This is a genomic window from Paraburkholderia sp. HC6.4b (assembly GCF_014200875.1).
GTDB lineage: Bacteria > Pseudomonadota > Gammaproteobacteria > Burkholderiales > Burkholderiaceae > Paraburkholderia > Paraburkholderia tuberum.
Window position 1 is genome coordinate 1 of sequence record NZ_JACHDC010000031.1, and the last position, 19,766, is coordinate 19,766.

16 protein-coding genes are annotated in these 19,766 nt (G+C 64.5%); 12 read left to right on the forward strand and 4 right to left on the reverse strand.

The window, feature by feature from the left end; genetic code table 11:
* Positions 1-246 precede the first annotated feature (246 nt).
* The 11 genes from HDG34_RS35425 (at position 247) to HDG34_RS35475 (ending at position 12,803) form a co-directional block, all read left to right on the forward strand.
* Positions 247-1,542: an MFS transporter gene (locus HDG34_RS35425; protein ID WP_184067776.1), complete on the forward strand. Its 1,296-nt coding sequence runs from the start codon at positions 247-249 to the stop codon at positions 1,540-1,542.
* Positions 1,543-1,804: 262 nt separating this feature from the next.
* Positions 1,805-2,668 (forward strand): ABC transporter permease, encoded by an 864-nt coding sequence (locus HDG34_RS35430; protein WP_184067779.1) that lies wholly within the window; start codon positions 1,805-1,807, stop codon positions 2,666-2,668.
* A gap of 2 nt (positions 2,669-2,670) precedes the next feature.
* Positions 2,671-3,723 (forward strand): ABC transporter ATP-binding protein, encoded by a 1,053-nt coding sequence (locus HDG34_RS35435; protein ID WP_184067782.1) that lies wholly within the window; start codon positions 2,671-2,673, stop codon positions 3,721-3,723.
* Positions 3,724-3,734: 11 nt separating this feature from the next.
* Entirely contained in the window at positions 3,735-4,796 is a 1,062-nt protein-coding gene (locus tag HDG34_RS35440) for an extracellular solute-binding protein (RefSeq protein WP_090810835.1), read from the forward strand.
* Positions 4,797-4,799: 3 nt separating this feature from the next.
* Entirely contained in the window at positions 4,800-5,687 is an 888-nt protein-coding gene (locus tag HDG34_RS35445; RefSeq protein WP_090810837.1) for an ABC transporter permease, read from the forward strand.
* A gap of 73 nt (positions 5,688-5,760) precedes the next feature.
* On the forward strand, positions 5,761-6,951 hold the full coding sequence (locus HDG34_RS35450) for a Xaa-Pro peptidase family protein (RefSeq protein WP_184067784.1): 1,191 nt from the start codon (positions 5,761-5,763) through the stop codon (positions 6,949-6,951).
* A 66-nt stretch (positions 6,952-7,017) separates the two neighbouring features.
* Entirely contained in the window at positions 7,018-8,265 is a 1,248-nt protein-coding gene (locus HDG34_RS35455; RefSeq protein WP_184067787.1) for an amidohydrolase family protein, read from the forward strand.
* 74 nt (positions 8,266-8,339) lie between these two features.
* Entirely contained in the window at positions 8,340-9,260 is a 921-nt protein-coding gene (locus HDG34_RS35460; protein ID WP_184067789.1) for a LysR substrate-binding domain-containing protein, read from the forward strand.
* A 126-nt stretch (positions 9,261-9,386) separates the two neighbouring features.
* The gene (locus HDG34_RS35465; protein WP_184067792.1) at positions 9,387-10,451 is read left to right on the forward strand and encodes a PotD/PotF family extracellular solute-binding protein; all 1,065 of its coding nucleotides are present in this window, start codon (positions 9,387-9,389) and stop codon (positions 10,449-10,451) included.
* A gap of 41 nt (positions 10,452-10,492) precedes the next feature.
* The gene (locus tag HDG34_RS35470) at positions 10,493-11,470 is read left to right on the forward strand and encodes a N(4)-(beta-N-acetylglucosaminyl)-L-asparaginase (protein WP_184067794.1); all 978 of its coding nucleotides are present in this window, start codon (positions 10,493-10,495) and stop codon (positions 11,468-11,470) included.
* A gap of 253 nt (positions 11,471-11,723) precedes the next feature.
* A complete protein-coding gene (locus HDG34_RS35475) occupies positions 11,724-12,803 on the forward strand; it encodes a tartrate dehydrogenase (protein ID WP_184067797.1) in 1,080 nt (359 codons plus the stop codon).
* A 91-nt stretch (positions 12,804-12,894) separates the two neighbouring features.
* Here the strand turns inward: HDG34_RS35475 and HDG34_RS35480 are convergent, their stop codons facing one another.
* The 4 genes from HDG34_RS35480 to HDG34_RS35495 all read right to left on the reverse strand — a co-directional run bounded on the left by HDG34_RS35480 (position 12,895) and on the right by HDG34_RS35495 (position 17,901).
* Complete coding sequence (locus HDG34_RS35480; RefSeq protein ID WP_184067800.1) at positions 12,895-14,007, reverse strand: PAS domain-containing protein; 1,113 nt, start codon at positions 14,005-14,007, stop codon at positions 12,895-12,897.
* 231 nt (positions 14,008-14,238) lie between these two features.
* Positions 14,239-15,201, reverse strand: a complete 963-nt coding sequence (locus tag HDG34_RS35485) for a PDR/VanB family oxidoreductase (protein ID WP_184067803.1) — start codon at positions 15,199-15,201, stop codon at positions 14,239-14,241.
* A gap of 80 nt (positions 15,202-15,281) precedes the next feature.
* Entirely contained in the window at positions 15,282-16,742 is a 1,461-nt protein-coding gene (locus HDG34_RS35490) for an NAD-dependent succinate-semialdehyde dehydrogenase (RefSeq protein WP_184067806.1), read from the reverse strand.
* A gap of 10 nt (positions 16,743-16,752) precedes the next feature.
* Positions 16,753-17,901, reverse strand: a complete 1,149-nt coding sequence (locus HDG34_RS35495) for an aromatic ring-hydroxylating dioxygenase subunit alpha (RefSeq protein ID WP_184067810.1) — start codon at positions 17,899-17,901, stop codon at positions 16,753-16,755.
* A gap of 400 nt (positions 17,902-18,301) precedes the next feature.
* On the opposite strand from HDG34_RS35495, the gene HDG34_RS35500 reads away from it, so the two are divergent.
* Positions 18,302-19,747, forward strand: coding sequence for a cytosine permease (locus tag HDG34_RS35500; protein WP_184067813.1), 1,446 nt, complete (start codon positions 18,302-18,304; stop codon positions 19,745-19,747).
* The last annotated feature ends 19 nt before the right edge of the window (positions 19,748-19,766 follow it).

Here is a 19,766-nt window from a genome sequence, read left to right on the forward strand (position 1 = left end):
TCACCGAGTTGAGCATCGATTCGCTTCGTCATCCGGAAAATTCGACGGCATCTCGTCTGCAACTTGGGCAGTTGGTCCATTGATCAGCGCTTCCCTAGTTGCAAAGAGGCGCGCAGCCAGGTCCGCGCGTTCCGAAGAGGTAGTAGCGATACCAGGATGATGGGTTGACTGCCTGGCGGCGGCGCAGCCCGTTACGATGCTTTGGATAGCTCGAACAGACCCTCGTCACCCTGGAAAGCCTCGAAGATGAATCGTAAGCTCGACGTACCATCGGCCGAACCGGTGCCGCCGCAGGCGCAGGCCACGGCGACAGCCAAGGCCGCCCCGCCGGCCGGCGATGAAGCCGCCGCGCATTGGCAGCGCAATCTGTGCGTGTGCGTGTTCGGCTCGTTCACGACCATCGTCGCGATGACACTGCTGCTGCCGTTCCTGCCGCTCTATGTCGAGCAGCTCGGCGTAAAGGATCATGCGGCGATCGTGCAGTGGTCCGGCGCCGCGTTCGGCGCGACCTTCTTCAGCGCCGCGCTCGTCGCGCCCCTGTGGGGCAAGCTCGCGGACCTCTACGGCCGCAAGCTGATGCTGATCCGCTCGAGCCTCGGCATGGCGGTCGCGATGTCGCTGATCGGCATGGCGCACTCGGCGTGGCAGCTGGTCGCGTTGCGGCTGCTCGCCGGGTTGCTCGGCGGCTATGCGTCGGGCTCGATGATCCTCGTCGCGACGCAGACGCCGAAGGCGCGTTCGGGCTGGGCGCTCGGCGTGCTGTCGTCGGGGATCATGGCGGGCAATCTGGTCGGCCCGCTGATCGGCGGCTTCCTGCCGCCGCTGATCGGCATCCGCGCGACCTTTTGGGCCTCGGGCGCGGCGATCTTCGTCGCCTTTCTCGCGACGGCGTTCCTGATTCGCGAAATGCCGGTTCGCAAGCGCGCGGACAGCGCGCCGAAGCAGGGCGCGTGGGCCTCGGTGGACGACAAGCGGCCGGCCATCGCGATGCTTGCCACGGGTCTGCTGCTGATGGTCGCGAACATGTCGATCGAGCCGATCATCACCGTCTACGTCGCCCAGCTCACGAAGCCTCAAAGCGTGACGATGATCGCGGGCTTCGTGATGTCGGGCGCGGCGCTCGGCAGCGTGATCTCGTCGTCGCGTCTCGGCAAGTTCGCCGATCGCGCCGGGCACTGGAATGTGATCGTCGGCTGCCTCGCCGTATCGGCGGTGTTGCTCGTTCCGCAGGCGTTCGTCACCGCGAGCTGGCAACTGATCGTGCTGCGTTTCCTGATGGGGATGGCACTGGGCGGCCTGTTGCCGTGCATCGCGAGCGTGATCCGCCATAACGTGCCGGCGAGCGTGACGGGCGCGATCCTTGGGTACTCGGTGTCGTCGCAATACGCGGGGCAGGTGGCTGGCCCGTTGCTGGGCGGTTTCGTCGGCGGACACATCGGCATGCGCGCGGTGTTTCTCGGCACCAGCGTGCTGATGGCGCTCGGCGCGCTCGCGAACTGGCGCGTAAAGTCGGGCAGGGCACGGGCAGCGGTGGCGCGCTGATACAAGCCACCTCGACGGTCAACGCGTTTGCCATTCCGGCGCAAACACCTTTCCCCTGGGCGACCAGCGCCCGCGTAAACCCCAGCGCGCGTCTAGCCAGAACCCGCTTTGCTCCTTTTTTTATTCATGCTACTGTGAATCGCAGTTCGTCAGGCTATGCAAATTTACATTGTGATCAGCCGAGGCGAAGCGGGGGGTGGCTTGAGGTCGCCACTCCGCCGGACACACCCCAACGTGTAATCCCGACCAAGGAGAAAGCGCGGTGACGCAGGTTCCGATCGACGGTAGCAGCATCGTTTCCGCGCGCGCTTTGTCCCACCCACGTCAGTCCCCGGCGAAATGGTTCGTCAGGGCGGGCGTCGCGCTCATCTATCTGTTCATGCTGAGCCCGCTGATCTTCGTGATCTGGCTGAGCTTCTTCAAGGACGCGATCATCACGTTCCCGCCGTCCGGCTACACGCTGTCGTGGTACGTCAACGCATGGCGTAACGACGCGTTCGCGAACGGCTTCGTGCTGTCGCTGAAGCTCGCGGCCGGCGCCGCGATCGGCGGCGTGGTGCTCGGTGTCGCTGCCTCGCTCGCGCTTGCGCGCTACCGGTTTGCTGGGCGGCGTCTCGTCAGCAATACGCTGCTGCTGCCATTAGTCGTGCCTGGTATCGTCGCCGGCATTGCGACCTATCTGTTCTATCTGCGCGCCGAGAATGCGCTCGACACCGACATCGTCGGCACGTTCGGCGGCCTGCTGCTCGCGCATGTCTGCCTGACGATCCCATGGACGATCCGGCTCGTCACCGCGAGCCTGGGCCAGCTCGACACCACCGTCGAGGAGGCGGCGCGCAATCTCGGCGCCGGTGCGTGGCGCACGCTGTGGCGCGTCACGCTGCCGATGCTGCGGCCGGCGATCGTCGCGTCCACGCTGTTCGGCTTCATCGTCTCGTTCGAGAACCTCGAGATGACCTTGCCGCTCGTCGGCCCCGGCAAGACGACGTTGCCGATCGCAATCATGCAGTACCTCGAATTCAATCTCGACCCAACCATTGCGGCGGTATCGGCCGCGCAGATCGTGCTGCTTGGCATCGTGATGCTGATCACCGATCGTTTCGTGAAGCTCGGCAAGGTGATCTGATCATGGCTCAGGTATCCCTGCGCAATCTGCGCAAGCAGTACGGTGCGACGACCGCGGTCGCCGACGTGTCGTTCGATATCGCCGAGGGCGAACTGGTCGCGTTCCTCGGCCCGAGCGGCTGCGGCAAGACGACGACGCTGCGCATGGTCGCGGGCTTCGTCGAGCCGAGCGACGGCGAAATCTGGATCGGCAACACCGAGGTCACGCGGCTCGCACCCGACAAGCGCAATACCGGCATGGTGTTTCAGCGCTATGCGTTGTTTCCGCACATGACCGTCGCGCAGAACGTCGCGTTCGGTCTGGAAATGCGGCGCGTACCGAAGGCGGAGCGCGACACGCGCATTCGCGAGGCGCTCGACATGGTGCGGCTGAGCTCGCTCGCCGAACGCTATCCCAGGCAGTTGTCCGGCGGCCAGCAGCAGCGCGTCGCGATTGCGCGCGCGCTCGCGATCCGGCCCGACGTATTTCTGCTCGACGAGCCGTTGTCGAACCTCGACGCGAAGCTGCGCGTCGAGGTTCGAGAAGAAATTCGCGCGCTCCAGCAGCGTCTCGGTCTCACGACGATCTTCGTCACGCACGATCAGGAGGAAGCACTTGCGATGGCGGACCGCGTGGCCGTCATGCACGACGGACGCGTGCAGCAGATCGGCAGCGCGGACGCGTTGTACGAGCGGCCCGCCAATCCGTTCGTCGCGAGCTTCCTGGGCCGCATGAATTTCCTCGCGGGCCACGTCGACAACGGCCAGTTCATCACGGCGAACGGCGAAAAGTTCACAGTCAACGCGGCCGCGCGCAATGCCAACACGCTCGGCATCCGACCCGAGCGCCTGCGTCTCGCCGCGGCGCCCGAGCACAGCGAAGTGTCGATCCCGGTCAGGCTGGCCGAGCGGATCTATCTCGGCGCGACCGTCGAATTGCGCCTCACGAGCGAGCGCGGCCAGAGCCTCGTCGCGCTCGTGCCGAACACCGCGCACGCCGGTGCCGGCGCATGGTCGCCGGGCGACACGCTGCACGCGTGCTTCAGAACCGAAGATTGCCTGCTTTTTTCCGCCTGAAGGACCATAAAATGAGCTATCCCATCACGCGCCGCACGTTTCTGAAAGCTGCTTCCGGTCTGCTCGTCGCTCCGTCGCTCGGCTTTGATCCGCGCACGGCGCTGGCGGCCGACGCTTGCCCCAACGTCGTCGTCGGCACGTGGGGCGGCGATTATCTGAACCTGCTCGAACAGAACATCGGCAAGCCGATCATCGAGGCCGCTGGCGGTCGCGTCACGTACGACTCGGCGGATCAGATCGGCCGCATGACGAAGCTGCGCGCGGAGAAGATGTCGCGTCACGGTTCGCTCGACGTCGCCTGTCTCGCCGACATCGACATGTTCGACGTCAACCGTTCCGGGGTGCTCGAACCGCTCGACACGAAACTGGTGCCGAACTCGGCGCGCACGATCGAAGCGCTGCGCCGCCCGTATTCGATTCCGCACATCTTCAGTGCGATGGTGATCGTCTACAACCCGGAGAAGTTTCAGGCGAAGCCCGATTCGCTCGCGGTCGCGCTCGATCCGAAACTGAAGGGACGGGTGGGTTTTTCCGACATTCTGTACAACTTCAACGTGCTGCAGTCTTCGCTCGCGGCGGGCCAGCACAATGGCGACACGGCGGCCGGCATCCAGTTTCTGCGCGAGGTGCGCAAGCAGCAGCCGAAGGTCTATCCGTCGAACGAAACGGTCGCGGCAGCGCTGAAAAGCGGCGAAATCTGGATGACCTGCATGTGGAAAGCGCGCGCGCTGCAGTGGAAGAAAGGCGGCGTGCCGGTCGACTACGCGTTCCCGAAAGAGGGCGGCGTGCCGGTCACGTTCGAGGCCGCCGTGCCGAAGAACGCGCCGACGCGTGCGTGCGGCTTCAACTATCTGAACGCGATGCTCGATCCGCGCGCGCAGGTCGGCTTCGCCGAGACGATGGGCTATGCGCCGACCGTCACCGATGCGGCCTTGCCGCCGACGCTGCAACAGAGCGTCGGCTTCACGAATGCCGAACTCGATCGCCTCGTCAAAGTCGACTACGCGCGTTTCACTGCGGAAAAACCGGCGCTGCTCGACTTCTGGAACAAGGAATTCAAGCCGGGACTTTGAACCATGACGACGAGCGCACTGAACGCCGCGCCGCGGCGCCGCGACTTCGCCGGGGGCCTGCTCGCAACGCCTGCCGTGTTGGTCGTGCTATTCGTGATCGTGCTGCCGGGCGTGCAACTGGTGCGCTACAGCTTCAATCATTTCGACTCGGTCCAGATGATGCAGGCGGCGTTCACGCTCGAGAACTACGTCCAGTTTCTGACCGATCCGTACTACCACGCGGTGCTGTGGACCACGATCAAGGTGGCCGCGCTGTGCACGGCGCTGTCGCTCGTACTCGGTTTTCCGGTCGCCTATGTGCTTGCTAAAACACAGAGCCGCTTCAAGAGCCAGCTGGTGATGCTGCTGGTGTTTCCGCTGCTGGTCGGCAACGTCGTGCGCGCGGCGGGTTGGATGGTCATGCTCGGCAACGCCGGTTTCGTCAATGCGATGCTGATGGCGCTCGGCCTCGTCGATCAACCGGTGCGGCTGCTGTATACGCCGTTCGCGGTGGTGGCCGGCACCACCGCCGTGGTTCTGCCGTACATGATCCTGACCTTGCAGAGCGTGCTCGAAGGCCTCGATTTCTCGATCGAGGAAGCCGCGCGCAATCTCGGCGCGAGCTTCGCTCAGACGCTCGCGCGCGTCGTGCTGCCGATCGCGGCGCCCGGCGTCGCGGCCGGCACGATGCTCGTGTTCATTCTGTGCATGAACGCATACGCGACACCGGTTCTGCTCGGCGGCACCGGCATCACGATGATGACGCCGGCAATCTACGACCAGATCGCCAAGGCGAACAACTGGCCGTTCGGGGCCGTGCTGTCGATCGTATCGATGGTCGTCACGTTTGCGCTGGCGCTGTTGTCGCACTGGATCATCCAGCGGCGCTACGCGAAGACGATGATGACCTGAACTGGCAGGGCGCGCCGCGGGCTGGTGTGTGGGATGCGCCTCTCCTTAATTCTTCTTCCTGAAGGAACAACAGATGCCAATCCTCACCGACAAGACTCGCGCTTACCGTCACGACCTGATGCAAAAACTGATGGAACGTCAGCGAGTCGATGCGCTGATCTTCACGTCTGCCGACTTCTTCCAGTGGGCGACCAATTTCCACGTCGACGTGCAGACCTGGGAGCGGCCGATCGCCGTGTGCGTGCCGCTGTCGGGCGAGCCGTTCGCGATCATGAACGAGCTGTCGACGCATCACGTGATGATGGCGCGCGAGCGCGGACATCTGTGGCTCGACGATATCTCGTTCTACTCCGAGCATCCGCGCGTGGTCGAGCGGCAGCCGCTACTCGCGGAAGTCCCGGAACTGATCGCCGCGCGTTTGCGTGCCGCCGGGCTTGGCGCATCGCGAATCGGCGTCGAAGCCGCCGGCGGTCCGCTCGGCCGCGCGGCGTCACTGCTGCCGGACGCGAAGTTCCTGCCGATGCTCGCCGAGCTGCGCTCGTTGCGCTGGGTCAAGCACCGGGAGGAGATTGCCATCATGCGGGCCGCCGCAAGCCTCGCCGATTGGGTGCAGGACCGCTATCGCGAGAACATTCGCCCCGGACGGCTCGTTCAGGAACTCGACTATCAGATGGCCACCCTGATGGTGACCGAAGGCGCGCGCCGCTTTCCTGGCGAGAACCTCGAAGTGATGCGTTGCTGGACCTTGTCGGGACCGGCATCGGCGTCGCCGCACGGCGACGGTGCGTCGTGCGGCGCGCAGATCAAGGCGGGCGACGGTCTCGTCAATATCGTGATTCCGCGTTTGAACGGTCTCGTGATCGAGAACGAGCGCACCTGGTTCTGCGGCAAACCGGGCGCCGAGCAGGCGCGTTTTCATGAGGTCGCGCGCGCGGCCAACGAGGCGGCCGTCGCGGCGGCCGTCACGGGTCAGCCGGTTTCGGGTATCGACGCGGCCGCGCAGGCGGTGATCGAGCAGGCCGGCTGCGCGAAGTACATCCGTCATCGCACGGGGCATGGCATGGGCATCATCGGTCACGAGTATCCGGACGACATGGCGTTCAATCACCGCGCGCTGCTGGACAACGAGGTGTACTCGGCGGAGCCCGGCATCTATGTGTACGGCCTCGGCGGTTTCCGGCTCGACGATTCGGTCGTGACCGGCCCGACGCCGGAGCTGCTCACGAAGACCCCGCGCACGCTCGCGCACGCGACCATCGATTGAGTCGCGCAGCGCGCGACACCCTTCAACGTTGGAGATGACCCGGATCTTGTACCGGGAGGAGACCTGATGGAGTCGATTCTGTTCTCGCACTGCGCGCTGCTCGATCCGGCTGCCGGCGAATTGCGTGAGGACCACGCGGTGCTGGTGGAAAACGGACGCATCAAGGAGGTCTCGGACCGGCCGATCCGCAGCGCGTCCGCACGCGAAATCGACCTGCGCGGCAAGACGCTGATGCCTGGCCTGATCGATTTGCATGTGCACGTGCATGCGACGCAGCTCAATCTCGCGGCACAGGTGAACTTGCCGAACGTGCTGGTCACGCTGAAGTCGTTGCCGTTGTTGCAAGGCATGCTTCGGCGTGGCTTCACGACAGTGCGCGACGCGGGCGGCGCGGGCTTCGCGCTGAAACAGGCGTTGGAACAGGGGCTCGCCGAAGGTCCGCGCCTGTTCGTCTCGGGCCGCGCGATCAGCCAGACCGGCGGACACGGCGACATGCGCGGCCGCAGCGACTACATCGGCACCGATAGCCCATGCGCGTGTTGCGCGCGGGTCGGCGCGATATCGCGTGTCGCCGACGGCGTCGATGCCGTGCGTCGCGCGGTGCGTGAAGAGCTGCAGATGGGCGCCGACCAGATCAAAATCATGGCCTCGGGCGGCGTCGCCTCGCCCACCGATCCGGTCGGCGCATGGGGCTATTCGGAAGACGAGATCAGGGCGATCGTCCACGAGGCGCGGGCGCGCGGCACCTACGTGCTCGCGCATGCGTACACGGCCGAGGCGATCGCGCGCGCGGTACGCTGCGGCGTTCGGACGATCGAGCACGGCAATCTGGTCGACGAAGCGGCTGCGCGGGTGATGGCCGAGCACGGCGCGTTCGCGGTGCCGACGCTCGTCACCTACGACGCGCTCGCGAACGAAGGCGAAGCGCTCGGCCTGCCCGCCGACAGCGTCGCGAAGATCGGGAGCGTGCGCCAGGCGGGCCTGCGTTCGCTCGAAATCTTCCGCGCGGCAGGCGTGCCGATGGGCTTCGGTAGCGATCTGCTCGGCGAATCGCAGCGTCTGCAAAGCGATGAATTCCGCTTGCGCAGCGAAGTGCTGACGCCGCTCGAGATCCTGCGCAGCGCAACGGTGGTCGGCGCGCAGGTGCTCGGCCAGGTCGGGCAGCTCGGGCAGATCACGGCAGGCGCGCACGCCGACGTGCTCGTCGTCGACGGCAATCCGCTTGCGTCGCTCGACTGTCTGCTGGGGCAGGGCGAGCGCATTCCGGTCGTGATGAAGGGCGGTAGAATCCATGCCTTTGATTTGCCGGCGTGACATGCGGAGCGCTCGCTTGCGAGCGAGGTTGACAGCGGGGAGCGCCGGCGGCCCGTGCAATCCGGAGAGAACGGATGGACTTTCGGCACATCGACGCATTCAGGGCGCTGATGCTCACGCGCACGACGACCCGCGCCGCGCAGGTCATCGGCACTTCGCAGTCGGGCATCAGCCGCCTGATTACCGATCTGGAGCGCTCGACCAGTCTCACGCTGTTCGATCGCAGCCGCGGCCGGCTCGAACCGACCGTCGAAGCCCTGGCGCTGTTCGAGGAAGTCGAGCGGCGCTATGCCGGCCTGGACAACATCCGCGAGTTCGCGCTGAGCTTGCGCAATCCGTCGACCGCGGTGATCCGCGTGGGCTCGGTCGTATCGTTCGGGCTCGGCTACTTCGCGCGCGTCGTGGCGAACTTTCATCGCCGGCATCCGGCCGTGCAGATTGCGTTGACGACCGGGGCATCGTCGCTGATTCGCGATCAGGTGGTGTCGCGTCAACTCGCGCTCGGTCTCGTCACGAATACGGTCGACGTGACCGGCACCGATTCGACCGCCTTCGCGCAGCTCGACGCGATCTGCGCGTTGCCAGCCGGTCATCCGCTGGGCAAGCGCAAGGTCATCAAGGTGGCGGATCTGCGGAATCAGCCGATCGTGTCGTACGATCTGCCGGACCTCGTGCGCTGGGACATGGATCAGGTGTTCGCGACCGGTCAGCTGCAATCGCAGGTGGTGGCGACCGCGCCGTATTCGGTCAACATCGCGACGATGGTCAAGGAAGGCCTCGGCATTGGTTTGCTGCATCCGGTGTCGGCGTACGACTTTCTCGACTCGAATCTGATCTTGCGCCGCTTCGAGCACGCAATGCCTTTCTACACGCTGAAGATCACGCCGCATGGCGCCGCGCCGGCTCCGCATCTCGACGAATTGTCGAAGGTGATGGAGGAGACGCTCGAAGAAGTGCTGGCGGCCGTGAATACGCGCTTGACGGCAGCGAGCTGACCGATTGCCGCTTCGCGGCGGCAGCGGCGTTCCCCACCTATCCAATGAAATACCGATCGGGCCACCGAGGCCTGACGTCGTCTGTTGCGGCTTCTTTTCGAAACGCATTTCTCCTGGAGCGAGTGTATGAACCACATCAACCAGCCACGCCGCCGTTTTCTTCGATCGACGGGGACGCTCGTCGCCGCCTCCGCGCTGGGTCCGTTCGCGTTGAAAGCCAATGCGGCCGGTGCGTGTTCCGGTCAGGTGGTGGTCGGCACGTGGGGAGGCGACTATCAACGCCTGCTGCAACAGAACATCGATTCGCTGGTGACGCCTACCGGTGATGCGATCACCTATGCGCTCGGCAGTGCGCTCGCGCGGCAGACCACGATGCGTGCCGAAGCGCACGGCCGGCGCAGCACGTTGGATGTCGCGCTGCTGCGCGATAACGACATGTTCCAGATGTACTCCGAAGGCACGACCGCGAAACTCGATGACGCGCTGCTGCCGAACCTTGCCAACGTGATTCCGCAATTTCGTCGCAGCTACGCGGTCCCGCACATCTTCAGCGCGCTGGTGCTCGTCTACGATACCGACAGGGTGCGCACGCGCCCGGACGGTATCGCCGCGCTGCTGGACCCTCAATTCAAGGGCAAAATCGGCCTGGTCGATGATCAGTATGACTATCTGACGCTCGCGGGCGCGCTTGCCTCGGGTGGGCAAGCGAGCGATCTCGCGCTCGGGCAGAAGTATTTGCGCGCGCTGCGCGAGGCATCGCCGCGAGTGTATCCGTCGGTCGATGCGCTGGCGTCGGCGCTCAAGAGCGGCGAGATCGTCGTGACCGTCACGTGGAAGGCGCGCGCGCTGCAGTGGAAAAAGGCGGGCCTCGCGGTCGATTACGTGTTCCCGAAGGAGGGCGCATTGCCGGCCACGTTCGAGGCCGCCGTCACCGCGGGCAGTAAATCGTCCGCCTGCGCGTTTCCCTATCTGAATGCGATGCTCGATCCGCGTTCCCAGCGCGCGTTCGCCGAATCGATGGGCTACGCGCCGACGATCACGAACGCGAATCTGCCGCCGTCGTTGCAACAGGCGGTGGGCTTCTCGGGCAAGGAGCTGGAGCGGATCGTGCCGGTCGACTTCGCGATGCTGATGAAACACAAGACGGAAATGCTCGACTTCTGGAACAAGGATTTCCGCGCTGGACTATGATCCTGAGGCTCCGCACATTTCTGCCTGCAAGACCCAAACACATGATTATTCTGACCAACAACGAAGGTAAATCCGGCATCGGCTTGACCGCGGAACTGCTGCGCAATGGCGGTGCCGGGCTCGACGCGGTCGAGGCAGGCATCCGGCTCGTCGAAGATGACGAAGAGGTGCGCACGGTCGGGCGTGGCGGCTGGCCGAATCTGCTCGGCGAAGTCGAGCTCGATGCGTCGGTGATGGATGGCTCGACGCTGCGCACTGGCGCGGTGGGCGGTCTGAAGGGCTTCAGGCATCCGGTGAGCGTCGCGCGTGCCGTGATGGAACGGCTGCCGCACGAGCTGCTGATCGGCGAGGGCGCCGCGCGCTATGCGGCCGAAACGGGTGCGGAGCGCTGCGAGCTGCTCGCCGAACATTCGCGCCAAGCGTACGCGCGCTGGTTCGACAGCGAAGTCAGCGCGACCGACAGGGCCGCGTGGCCGAACGTGCCGCTCGAACGGTACTGCCATGACGCGGTCGATCCGGAGATCGGCAAGGACACGACCGTGTTTCTCGCAATGGACAGCGCCCGCAATGTCGTGAGCGGCACGAGTACGTCGGGATGGGGCTGGAAATATCCGGGCCGTCTCGGCGACAGCCCCGTGATCGGCGCGGGCTCCTATGCCGATAGCCGTTACGGCGCCTGCGCATGCACGGGCGCGGGCGAGATGACGATCCGCGCCGGCACGGCGCGCGCGGTGGTGCTCTACATGAAAATGGGCATGAGCGTCGAGCGCGCGGTCAGCGAAGCGGTCGACGATATGCGCGCGCTCAAGGGCGGCTTGATCAGCCGCGTGACGATCCATGCGATCGATGCCGCGGGCAATCACCGCGTGGTGGCGGTCAATGGCTTGCCGGGCAATCACTACTGGGTGTGGACGCCAGTCATGGCGCAGCCGGAGCGCCGTGCTTGCGAGCTGATCCAGATCTCGGAGGGCGCGCCGCAGAGCAAGCGGATTGCGATGCAGGTTTATACCGACGTGTGAGGGTGACGCGTAGTGGCGATGTGGCCGTCCACGCATTGCGCGGACGGATAAGTTCGATCCGACGGTTCGTTCAGGTCGAATCAGTCGGGCAAAGACCTCTTAGCGATGCAGGCCCGGGCCTCGCGGACGATTATTCACGCATCGTGTTCAATGTCTCAACGCTACAGCGGCTAATTTCCGGCGCCCTTTGAGGCATGCTTGCACTCATCGAGCGCGCACCCATTGAGGCGCGCCGTGCAACGGAGAACGAGACATGAGCAAGACATTCAGAATCGCCGCGATTCCCGGCGACGGCATCGGCCAGGAAGTGATGCCGGAGGGCGTGCGTGTGATGGAGGCGGCAGCCGCGAAGTTCGATCTGAAGCTGGAATTTACGCATTTCGACTGGGCGAGCTGTGACTACTACCTGGAGCACGGCAAAATGATGCCGGACGACTGGTTCGCCACGCTCAAGGAGTTCGACGCGATCTATTTCGGAGCGGTGGGCTGGCCCGACAAGGTGCCCGATCACATTTCGCTGTGGGGTTCGCTGCTGAAGTTCCGCCGCGAGTTCGATCAGTACGTGAACCTTCGGCCGGTACGTCTGTTGCCCGGCGTGCCGTGCCCGCTCGCGAATCGCAAGCCCGGGGATATCGACTTTTTCGTCGTGCGCGAGAACACCGAAGGCGAGTACAGCGCCGTGGGCGGCAAGATGTTCGAAGGCACGGAGCGCGAGCTCGTGCTCCAGGAGTCGGTGTTCACGCGCCAGGGCGTGGACCGCATCCTTCAGTACGCGTTCGAGCTCGCGAACACGCGCGAACGCAAGAAACTTACGGCGGCCACGAAGTCCAACGGCATCTCGATCAGCATGCCGTACTGGGATGAGCGCGTGGCTGCGATGGCCGAGGCGTATCCCGACGTGAAGTGGGACAAGCAGCACATCGACATCCTGTGTGCGCGCTTCGTGCTGCAGCCGGATCGCTTCGACGTGGTCGTGGCGTCGAACCTCTTTGGCGACATTCTTTCGGATCTCGGCCCCGCGTGTACGGGCACGATCGGTCTCGCGGCTTCGGCCAACCTGAACCCCGAGCGCAAGTTCCCGTCGTTGTTCGAGCCGGTGCACGGTTCGGCTCCGGACATCTTTGGGAAGAAGATTGCCAATCCGATCGCGATGATCTGGTCGGGTGCGATGATGCTCGACTTCCTCGGCAACGGCGACGCGCAATACAAGGCGGCGCACGACGCGATCATGCGGGCCATCGAGAACGTGCTGGTGGAAGGGCCGCGTACCCCGGACATGGGCGGCGCGGCGAACACGGCGGACGTCGGCAAGGCTGTCGCCGCCGCGCTTTGAGCGGGAAGCGCGCGGGGTGTTCCTGCGGGACACCCCGTTATCTTTGACGAATGCTCGTCACCCGGATTCAGCGAACGTTCATCGCCCGGATTTAGCCCGCGCCGATGCCGAACGGCGCGCTTCCCGTGGCCGCGGCTTCTTCGGCGACCGGCTGCGCACCCGTGGTCGCGGCCGCCGTCATGTCGGCGGGCTGCGCCGCGCGGCACAGTGCCGTGAGCCACACATCCTCGCCGTGCGGCGCGACACGCGCGTAGCCTTGCTCCACCACCAGCCGCCACGTATCGTCGGGCAACAACGCACGATACAGCACGCGATAGTCCGCGCGATGCGTGAGCGCGTCATTCACACTCGCTTCGCGCGCCGCGCGGTCGTCGGAATGAATGTGCTGCGAAAGTTCGACGAAATGACGCGGCGCCCCGGCCGGATCGACGCCGAACAGGCGGCACCACTCGTCCGACACGATCAACTCGTCCTGCGCGCGCAGCCAGCGCCATGCACCGAAACCCGCGATGCGCGCAGCGTCGTTGAGCAACTGCAGGCGGCTTTCCAACGCGCGCTCCGCTTGCTTGCGCGCGCTGACGTCGATGGTGGTGCCCACCACACGCACGGGACGCCCGGCATCGTCCAGCAGCATGGCGACGCGTGACTCGATCCAGCGGATCTGCCCGTCGGGAAGAATGATGCGGAAGTCCCACACGCGCGGCGCCGTGCTCGCAACGAGTTCCTTCAAGGACCCTTCGTTCAGCCAGATCGCGTCCTCGGGGTGCAGGATCTCCCAGAATTCGGCGTTGCTGTGGATCTCGCGGCCATAAAGCTTCGCGCAATTGCTCGAATAGATGAGCTCGTCGGTGACCAGATTCCATTCCCACGTCACGATGCCGGCCGACTCCTGCGCCTGCTTCATGCGCGCTTCGTTCGACATGATCTCGGCGGTGTAGCGGCGGCGCAGGTCGGTCATGGGCAGTTCCGTATTGCCTGCGATGCCGAGGTCCTTCACGGCTTCGTCGCCGTAGCGCAGCCAGACCCAGTTCACGTCGAGGAACGCCGCGAGGCGGCGCAGGTTCGAATAGTCGATCTCGCCGCCGCGGGTCCACTTGTGCACGGCGGGTCGTGAAATGCCGACGGCGTCGGCCACTTGCTGCAAGCTCAGCTTCTTGTGCTCGAGCAGTACTTTCAGACGGAACGCGAACGTATCCTCGGACATCCATTTCCCTCTATGACGTATCGCGCGGTCGAACGGATCAGGCGAAAAGGGCGGCATAGGCCCTGGGCCCGAAAGAAGGGCTCGGGGCCTATGCCGCCGATGATGAATGGGGCGCGCGGCCGGGACAATGCGTGCGAGCGCCTATCTTTCGGTAGTTTAACGGATCGGCGCGAGGGCCGTTCCGTCAGGCGCTGCAGCGCTCACCCGGGAATCCGTGCCGTGGAGGCCGGCCTACAGGTCGATCACGAGGCGTCGCGTGCGCGAGCGTGACACGCATAGCAGAATGGTCTTCTGCGCGGCTTTTTCGTCGTCGTCGAGATACTGGTCGCGATGATCGGCCTCGCCTTCGAGGATCGCCACTTCGCAGGTGCCGCACACGCCTTCGCGGCACAGCGACTCCACCGTCACGCCCGCGCGCTCGATGGCCTTGAGGATGGTCTCGTCCTCGCCCACTTCGAGCTCGATGCCCGACTTCGCGAGTAGCACGGTGAACGCCTTGCCGCCGGTGTCGGTAGCGGCGAACTGCTCCGAGTGCAGCTGTGACTTCGGCCATCCCAGCAACGCGGCGTTCGCGTAGACGGCGTCGTTCAAGCCCTGCGGGCCGCACACGTAAACATGCGCATCGGTCGGCAGGCTCTTGAAGAGCTTGAGCAGGTCGAGACGCTGGCCCTCGCTTTCCACATAGCAGTGCACGTTGGCCGCGTGCGGGCCAGCCTTCAGTTCGTCGACGAATGCGCCGTGCTCGGGACTGCGGAATGCATAGTGCAGATCGAGCTCGAGATCTTCAGGCCGATGCTCGGCGAGCTGCGCGAGAAAAGGCGTGATGCCGATGCCGCCCGCGATGAACACGTGCCGCTTCGCGCCGCTCGCAAGCTCGAACAGGTTGGCGGGCGAGCCGATAGCGAGGCGCGTGCCCGCTTCGACCTTTTCGTGCATGAAGGCGGACCCGCCGCGCGAGGCCTCTTCGCGGCGCACGGCGATCTGATACCGGCGCGTGTCGTGCGGCGAACTCAGCAGCGAGTACGCGTTGTGGCGCCACGCTTCGCCGTCCTGCATGGAGACCAGCACATGGGCGCCGCCGTTGAAGGCGGGCAGTGGCGCGCCGTCGGGCAGTGCGAGCGTGAAGCGCTTGATGAGTGGAGTGAGTTGCTCGACGGCGACGACGTCGACAGCGATCGATTCGCGGGCGTTCATGTTGACTTCCTTGCCTTCTGAGTCCGGAGAAAAGAGCGGATGCGGCGCGGCCCGCATCCGCTCGAAGGTGAGCGCGTCGATTAACGCGAAACCCCCGCCATACAGAGGTACTTGATCGACAGGTAATCCTCGATGCCGTACTTCGAGCCTTCGCGGCCGATGCCCGACTGCTTGACGCCGCCGAACGGTGCGACTTCGTTGGAGATCAGGCCCGTGTTGATGCCGACGATGCCGTATTCGAGCTGATCGGCCACGCGCCAGACGCGGCCGATGTCGCGGCTGTAGAAGTACGCGGCAAGCCCGTAGATCGAATCGTTCGCGAGCTGCACGACTTCGGCGTCGCTCGAAAAACGCACGATGGGCGCGACCGGTCCGAAGATTTCCTCGGAGAGCACCGCCATGCCGGGCTTCGCGTCGGCGAGCACGGTGGGTGCGTAGAAGTTGCCGCCGCGCTCGTGCGGCGCACCGCCCGTGACCGCGCGCGCGCCTTGCGCCACGGCGTCGCGCACGAGGCTGTCGACCTTGTTGCGCGCCGCTTCGGTGATGAGCGGTCCGATGTTCACGCCCTCGGCGAAACCGTCGTCCACCTTGAAGGCGGCCACTCGCGCGGCAAAGCGCCGGCAGAACTCGTCGTACACCGAATCGTGTACATAGAAGCGGTTCGCGCAGACGCAGGTTTGCCCGGCGTTGCGATACTTCGAAAGCAGTGCGCCTTCGATCGCGGCGTCGAGGTCCGCGTCGTCGAACACGATGAACGGTGCGTTGCCGCCGAGTTCGAGCGACACTTTCTTGACGGTATCCGAGCACTGACGCATCAGCAGACGGCCTACTTCGGTCGAGCCTGTGAACGTGAGCTTCTTGACGAGCGGGCTCGAAGTCATCTCGAGGCCGATCTCGCGCGACTTGCCCGTGACGATGTTGATCACGCCGGCGGGAATGCCGGCCTCCTCGGCCAGCGCCGCAAGCGCGAACGCGGAGAGCGGTGTCTCGTTGGCGGGCTTGATGACGATCGTGCAGCCGGCGGCCAGCGCGGGAGCGGCTTTGCGCGTAATCATCGCGGCCGGAAAATTCCACGGGGTGATCGCGGCGCACACACCCACCGGCTCCTTCGTCACGACCAGACGCTGGTCCGGGTTCGGGCTCGGGATCACATCGCCGTCGATGCGCTTGGCCTGCTCGCCGAACCACTCGATGAACGAGGCCGCGTAGCCGATCTCGCCACGTGCCTCCGCGAGCGGCTTGCCTTGCTCGCGGGTCATGATCTCGGCCAGCGCCTGCTGGTTCGCCATGATGAGCTCGAACCAGTTGCGCAGAAGGCGCGCGCGCTCCTTCGCCGTAGTGGCGCGCCACGCAGGGAAGGCGCGGTGCGCGGCCGCGATGGCCGCGCGCGCTTCGGCGGCGCCCATGTTCGGCACGTTCGCGATCAGCTCGCCCGTGGAGGGGTTGTAGACGTCGAGCGTGGCGCCGTCGTCGGCGTTGCGCCACTGGCCGTCGATATAGGCCTGCTCACGCAGCAGGCCGGGATGTTGCAGCGAATTCATGCGTGGCCCCTTAGTCCTGGTACTGCTGGGCAAGCAGGTTGTGGAAGTGCGCAATGCCGTGCTCGCTGACGCCGCTGCGCTGACTGTCGACCATGATGCGTCCCTGGCCGCGATAGCCGCGCGACTTCAGGCCCTTCTGCACGCTCTCCACGAGGCGCAGGTCTTCCGGGCGGAACACGGTGCGATACCACTCGATCAGCTTCTTCTGCTCTTCGGTCGGCTCGTCGTTCAGGAAGTAGATGTCATAGTGCTGCAGCGTGACTTCGGCGCTCATCGGAAATTCGTAGATGACCGTCATGAAGTCGCCGCCCGGCGGCACGTTGAACATCGTGCAGGGCCACGCCCAGTAACCGCTGAAGCTCGGGTCCTTCACGGACGGATCGAGCTTGAACGAACGCTCCGACGATTGCGCGTGACCGAACTGCAGCGTCCAGTTGCCGTGCAGCGTGTGCGTGTACTGGTCGATCTTCACGGAATCCGAGAAGCCGGGGTGCGCCGGGCCGCAGTGGTAGCACTCGAGGTAGTTATCGACGATCGACTTCCAGTTGGCCGGCGTCTCGGTCACGAAGCGAGCGGCGAGCTTGAGGTCGTCGATCACGGGGCAGGCCTTGCGAAGGCTGGCTTCGAGGCCCGGCAGTTGCGCTTCCACGCCCTCGGCGTCCGGGTTCAGGTTGATGAACACGAAGCCCGCGTACTCCTCTACGCGTACCGGCACGAGCGTCGAGTTTTCCTTGTCGAACGACTCCACGTGATCGCAGTTGTTGGCGTGCGCGAGCGCGCCGTCGAGCTTGAACGCCCAGGCGTGGTACGGGCAGGTGATAACGTTCTTCGCCTTGCCGCTGCCTTCGAGCAGCTGGTGGCCACGGTGCGGACAGACGTTATAGAAGGCGCGCAGCACCTTGTCTTTGCCGCGCACGAGCAGGATGCTCTCGCCCACCACTTCACGGGTGACGTAGGCATTCGCTTCGGCCAGTTCGCTGCGGTGCGCGACGCAGATCCAGGTGTTCTCGAAGATCCTTCTTTCTTCGGCCTTGTACACCGATTCAGAGGTGTAGTAGCTCGCCGGGATGGTCCAGGCGAGTTCGGGGTTGGCGCAGAAGTCGGCCGGCAACTTGGGGAGGTCGGGTTTTTGGTGGAATTCGATCGGGAGGTAGGTCATGGGGTCCGCCGTACTGGGAGTTAATTAACTGACAGTTACTATAAAACTATTGGTTAACGGGAATATAGGAGAAAACGGTCCGGCGGAGGATCGGGGTTATCCCGCACTGATCGCCCGGGTGGCGTGCGGGTTCGATGCAAGACGCCCATTCTTTCTATTAAGAATCAATGGAAATTGACGTTCGACGAACCAAATCGATTTCCGCATAGACGTCAATAGGAGGATGCGATAGTGCGACGAAACACTCCAGGGTGGGTACCATCGTTAACTGATGGTTTGTAGTTAACTGAAAGATAACCGTGTCGTGTCAGGAAACTGGAACTCCAGGTATCGGGACCGGCGCGGAAGGCGGGACCGTGCCATTCGCGGCCGCTTTCGCCACCCCACAACTGGAGGAGACATGTCCCACGAGGCAATTGCCGAAACCTTGGCCAACGAACCTTCGCGCGCAAAATCGCGAATCGAATCACGCTCGATCGACTACGTGCCGCTTGCCGAACGCAAAGGCAAGGCCTGGCACCTATGGCCCGTGTGGTTCACGGGCGACGCCAATCTCGCGACCGTCGCGGCCGGTGCGATTGGCATCAGCATGGGCGGCAACCTGCTGTGGAGTGCGATCGCCATCGTGCTCGGCAACGTGCTGGGCACCTTCTTCATGGCGTTCCATTCAAGCCAGGGGCCGCAGCTCGGGCTGCCGCAGATGATCCAGTCGCGCCCGCAGTTCGGCTACATGGGAGCGCTGCTCGTGTGGGTGGTCGCGCTCGTCACCTATATCGGCTACAACTCGTTCAACCAGCTGATGGCGGGACAGACCGCGCATCACCTGCTGGGCACCGAGCCGCATCTGAGCTACATCGTGTTCACGGTGATCGCGGTTGCGCTCGCGGTGTTCGGCTATGACCTGATCCATAAGGCACAACGTTGGCTCGCGCTTGCGCTGCTCGCCGCGCTCACGATCTTCAGCATCGGCATGTGCCTGAAGGTGCCGTTCCCCACAGGCCAGTTGAGCCTCGCGGGCTTCAAGACCACGCCGTTCCTCGTGCAGCTTTTTTCGGCAGCGGCATATCAGCTCTCGTGGTCGATCTACGTTTCCGACTACTCGCGGTATCTGCCGCCCAATACCGGCGTGCGCGCCACCTTCTGGTGGACCTTCCTTGGCGCGCTCATTGGCGGCGTCTGGATGATGCTGGTGGGCACGGCGGCCGCGGCGCTCAACTCGCAGATCGAGATCTCCGACGCGGTCCAGCGCGCGGGCGACATGATCTTCCCGGGATTCGGTACGGTTACGCTGCTGCTCTCGCTGCTCGGATTGCTCGCCATCACGGGCCTGAACTTCTACGGTGCCTCGCTCACGCTGCTGAGCATCACGGACTCGTTCAAGCCGCTCAAGTCGAACGCGACCAAGCGCATCGTGAGCCTCGTCGTGGTGGCACTCGTTGCGACCTCGCTCGCGTTTTCGGCGTCGGATAACTTCATGGGCAAGTTCGGCGACTTCCTCGGCATTCTCGGCTATCTGTTCACGCCGTGGACCGCGATCAACCTCGTCGATTTCTTCATCGTCCGCCACTCGCATTACTCGGTGCGTGAGATCTTCAACCCGCGCGGCATTTACGGACGCTGGAACTGGCGTGGCCTGACCGCATACGGGGTGGGCTTTGCCGCGATGATCCCGTTCTTCAGGACAGAGCTCTATTCCGGACCGGTCGCGAATGCGCTGGGCGGCATCGACATCGCGATGCTCGTGGGCCTGCCCGTCGCGGCACTGGTCTATCTGTGGGCCTGTCGCTCGATCGACATCGAAAAAGAACGCCAGCTCGTGCGCGAAGCCGACCGTGGCCTGAACTGAACCTGACTCAACAACGACT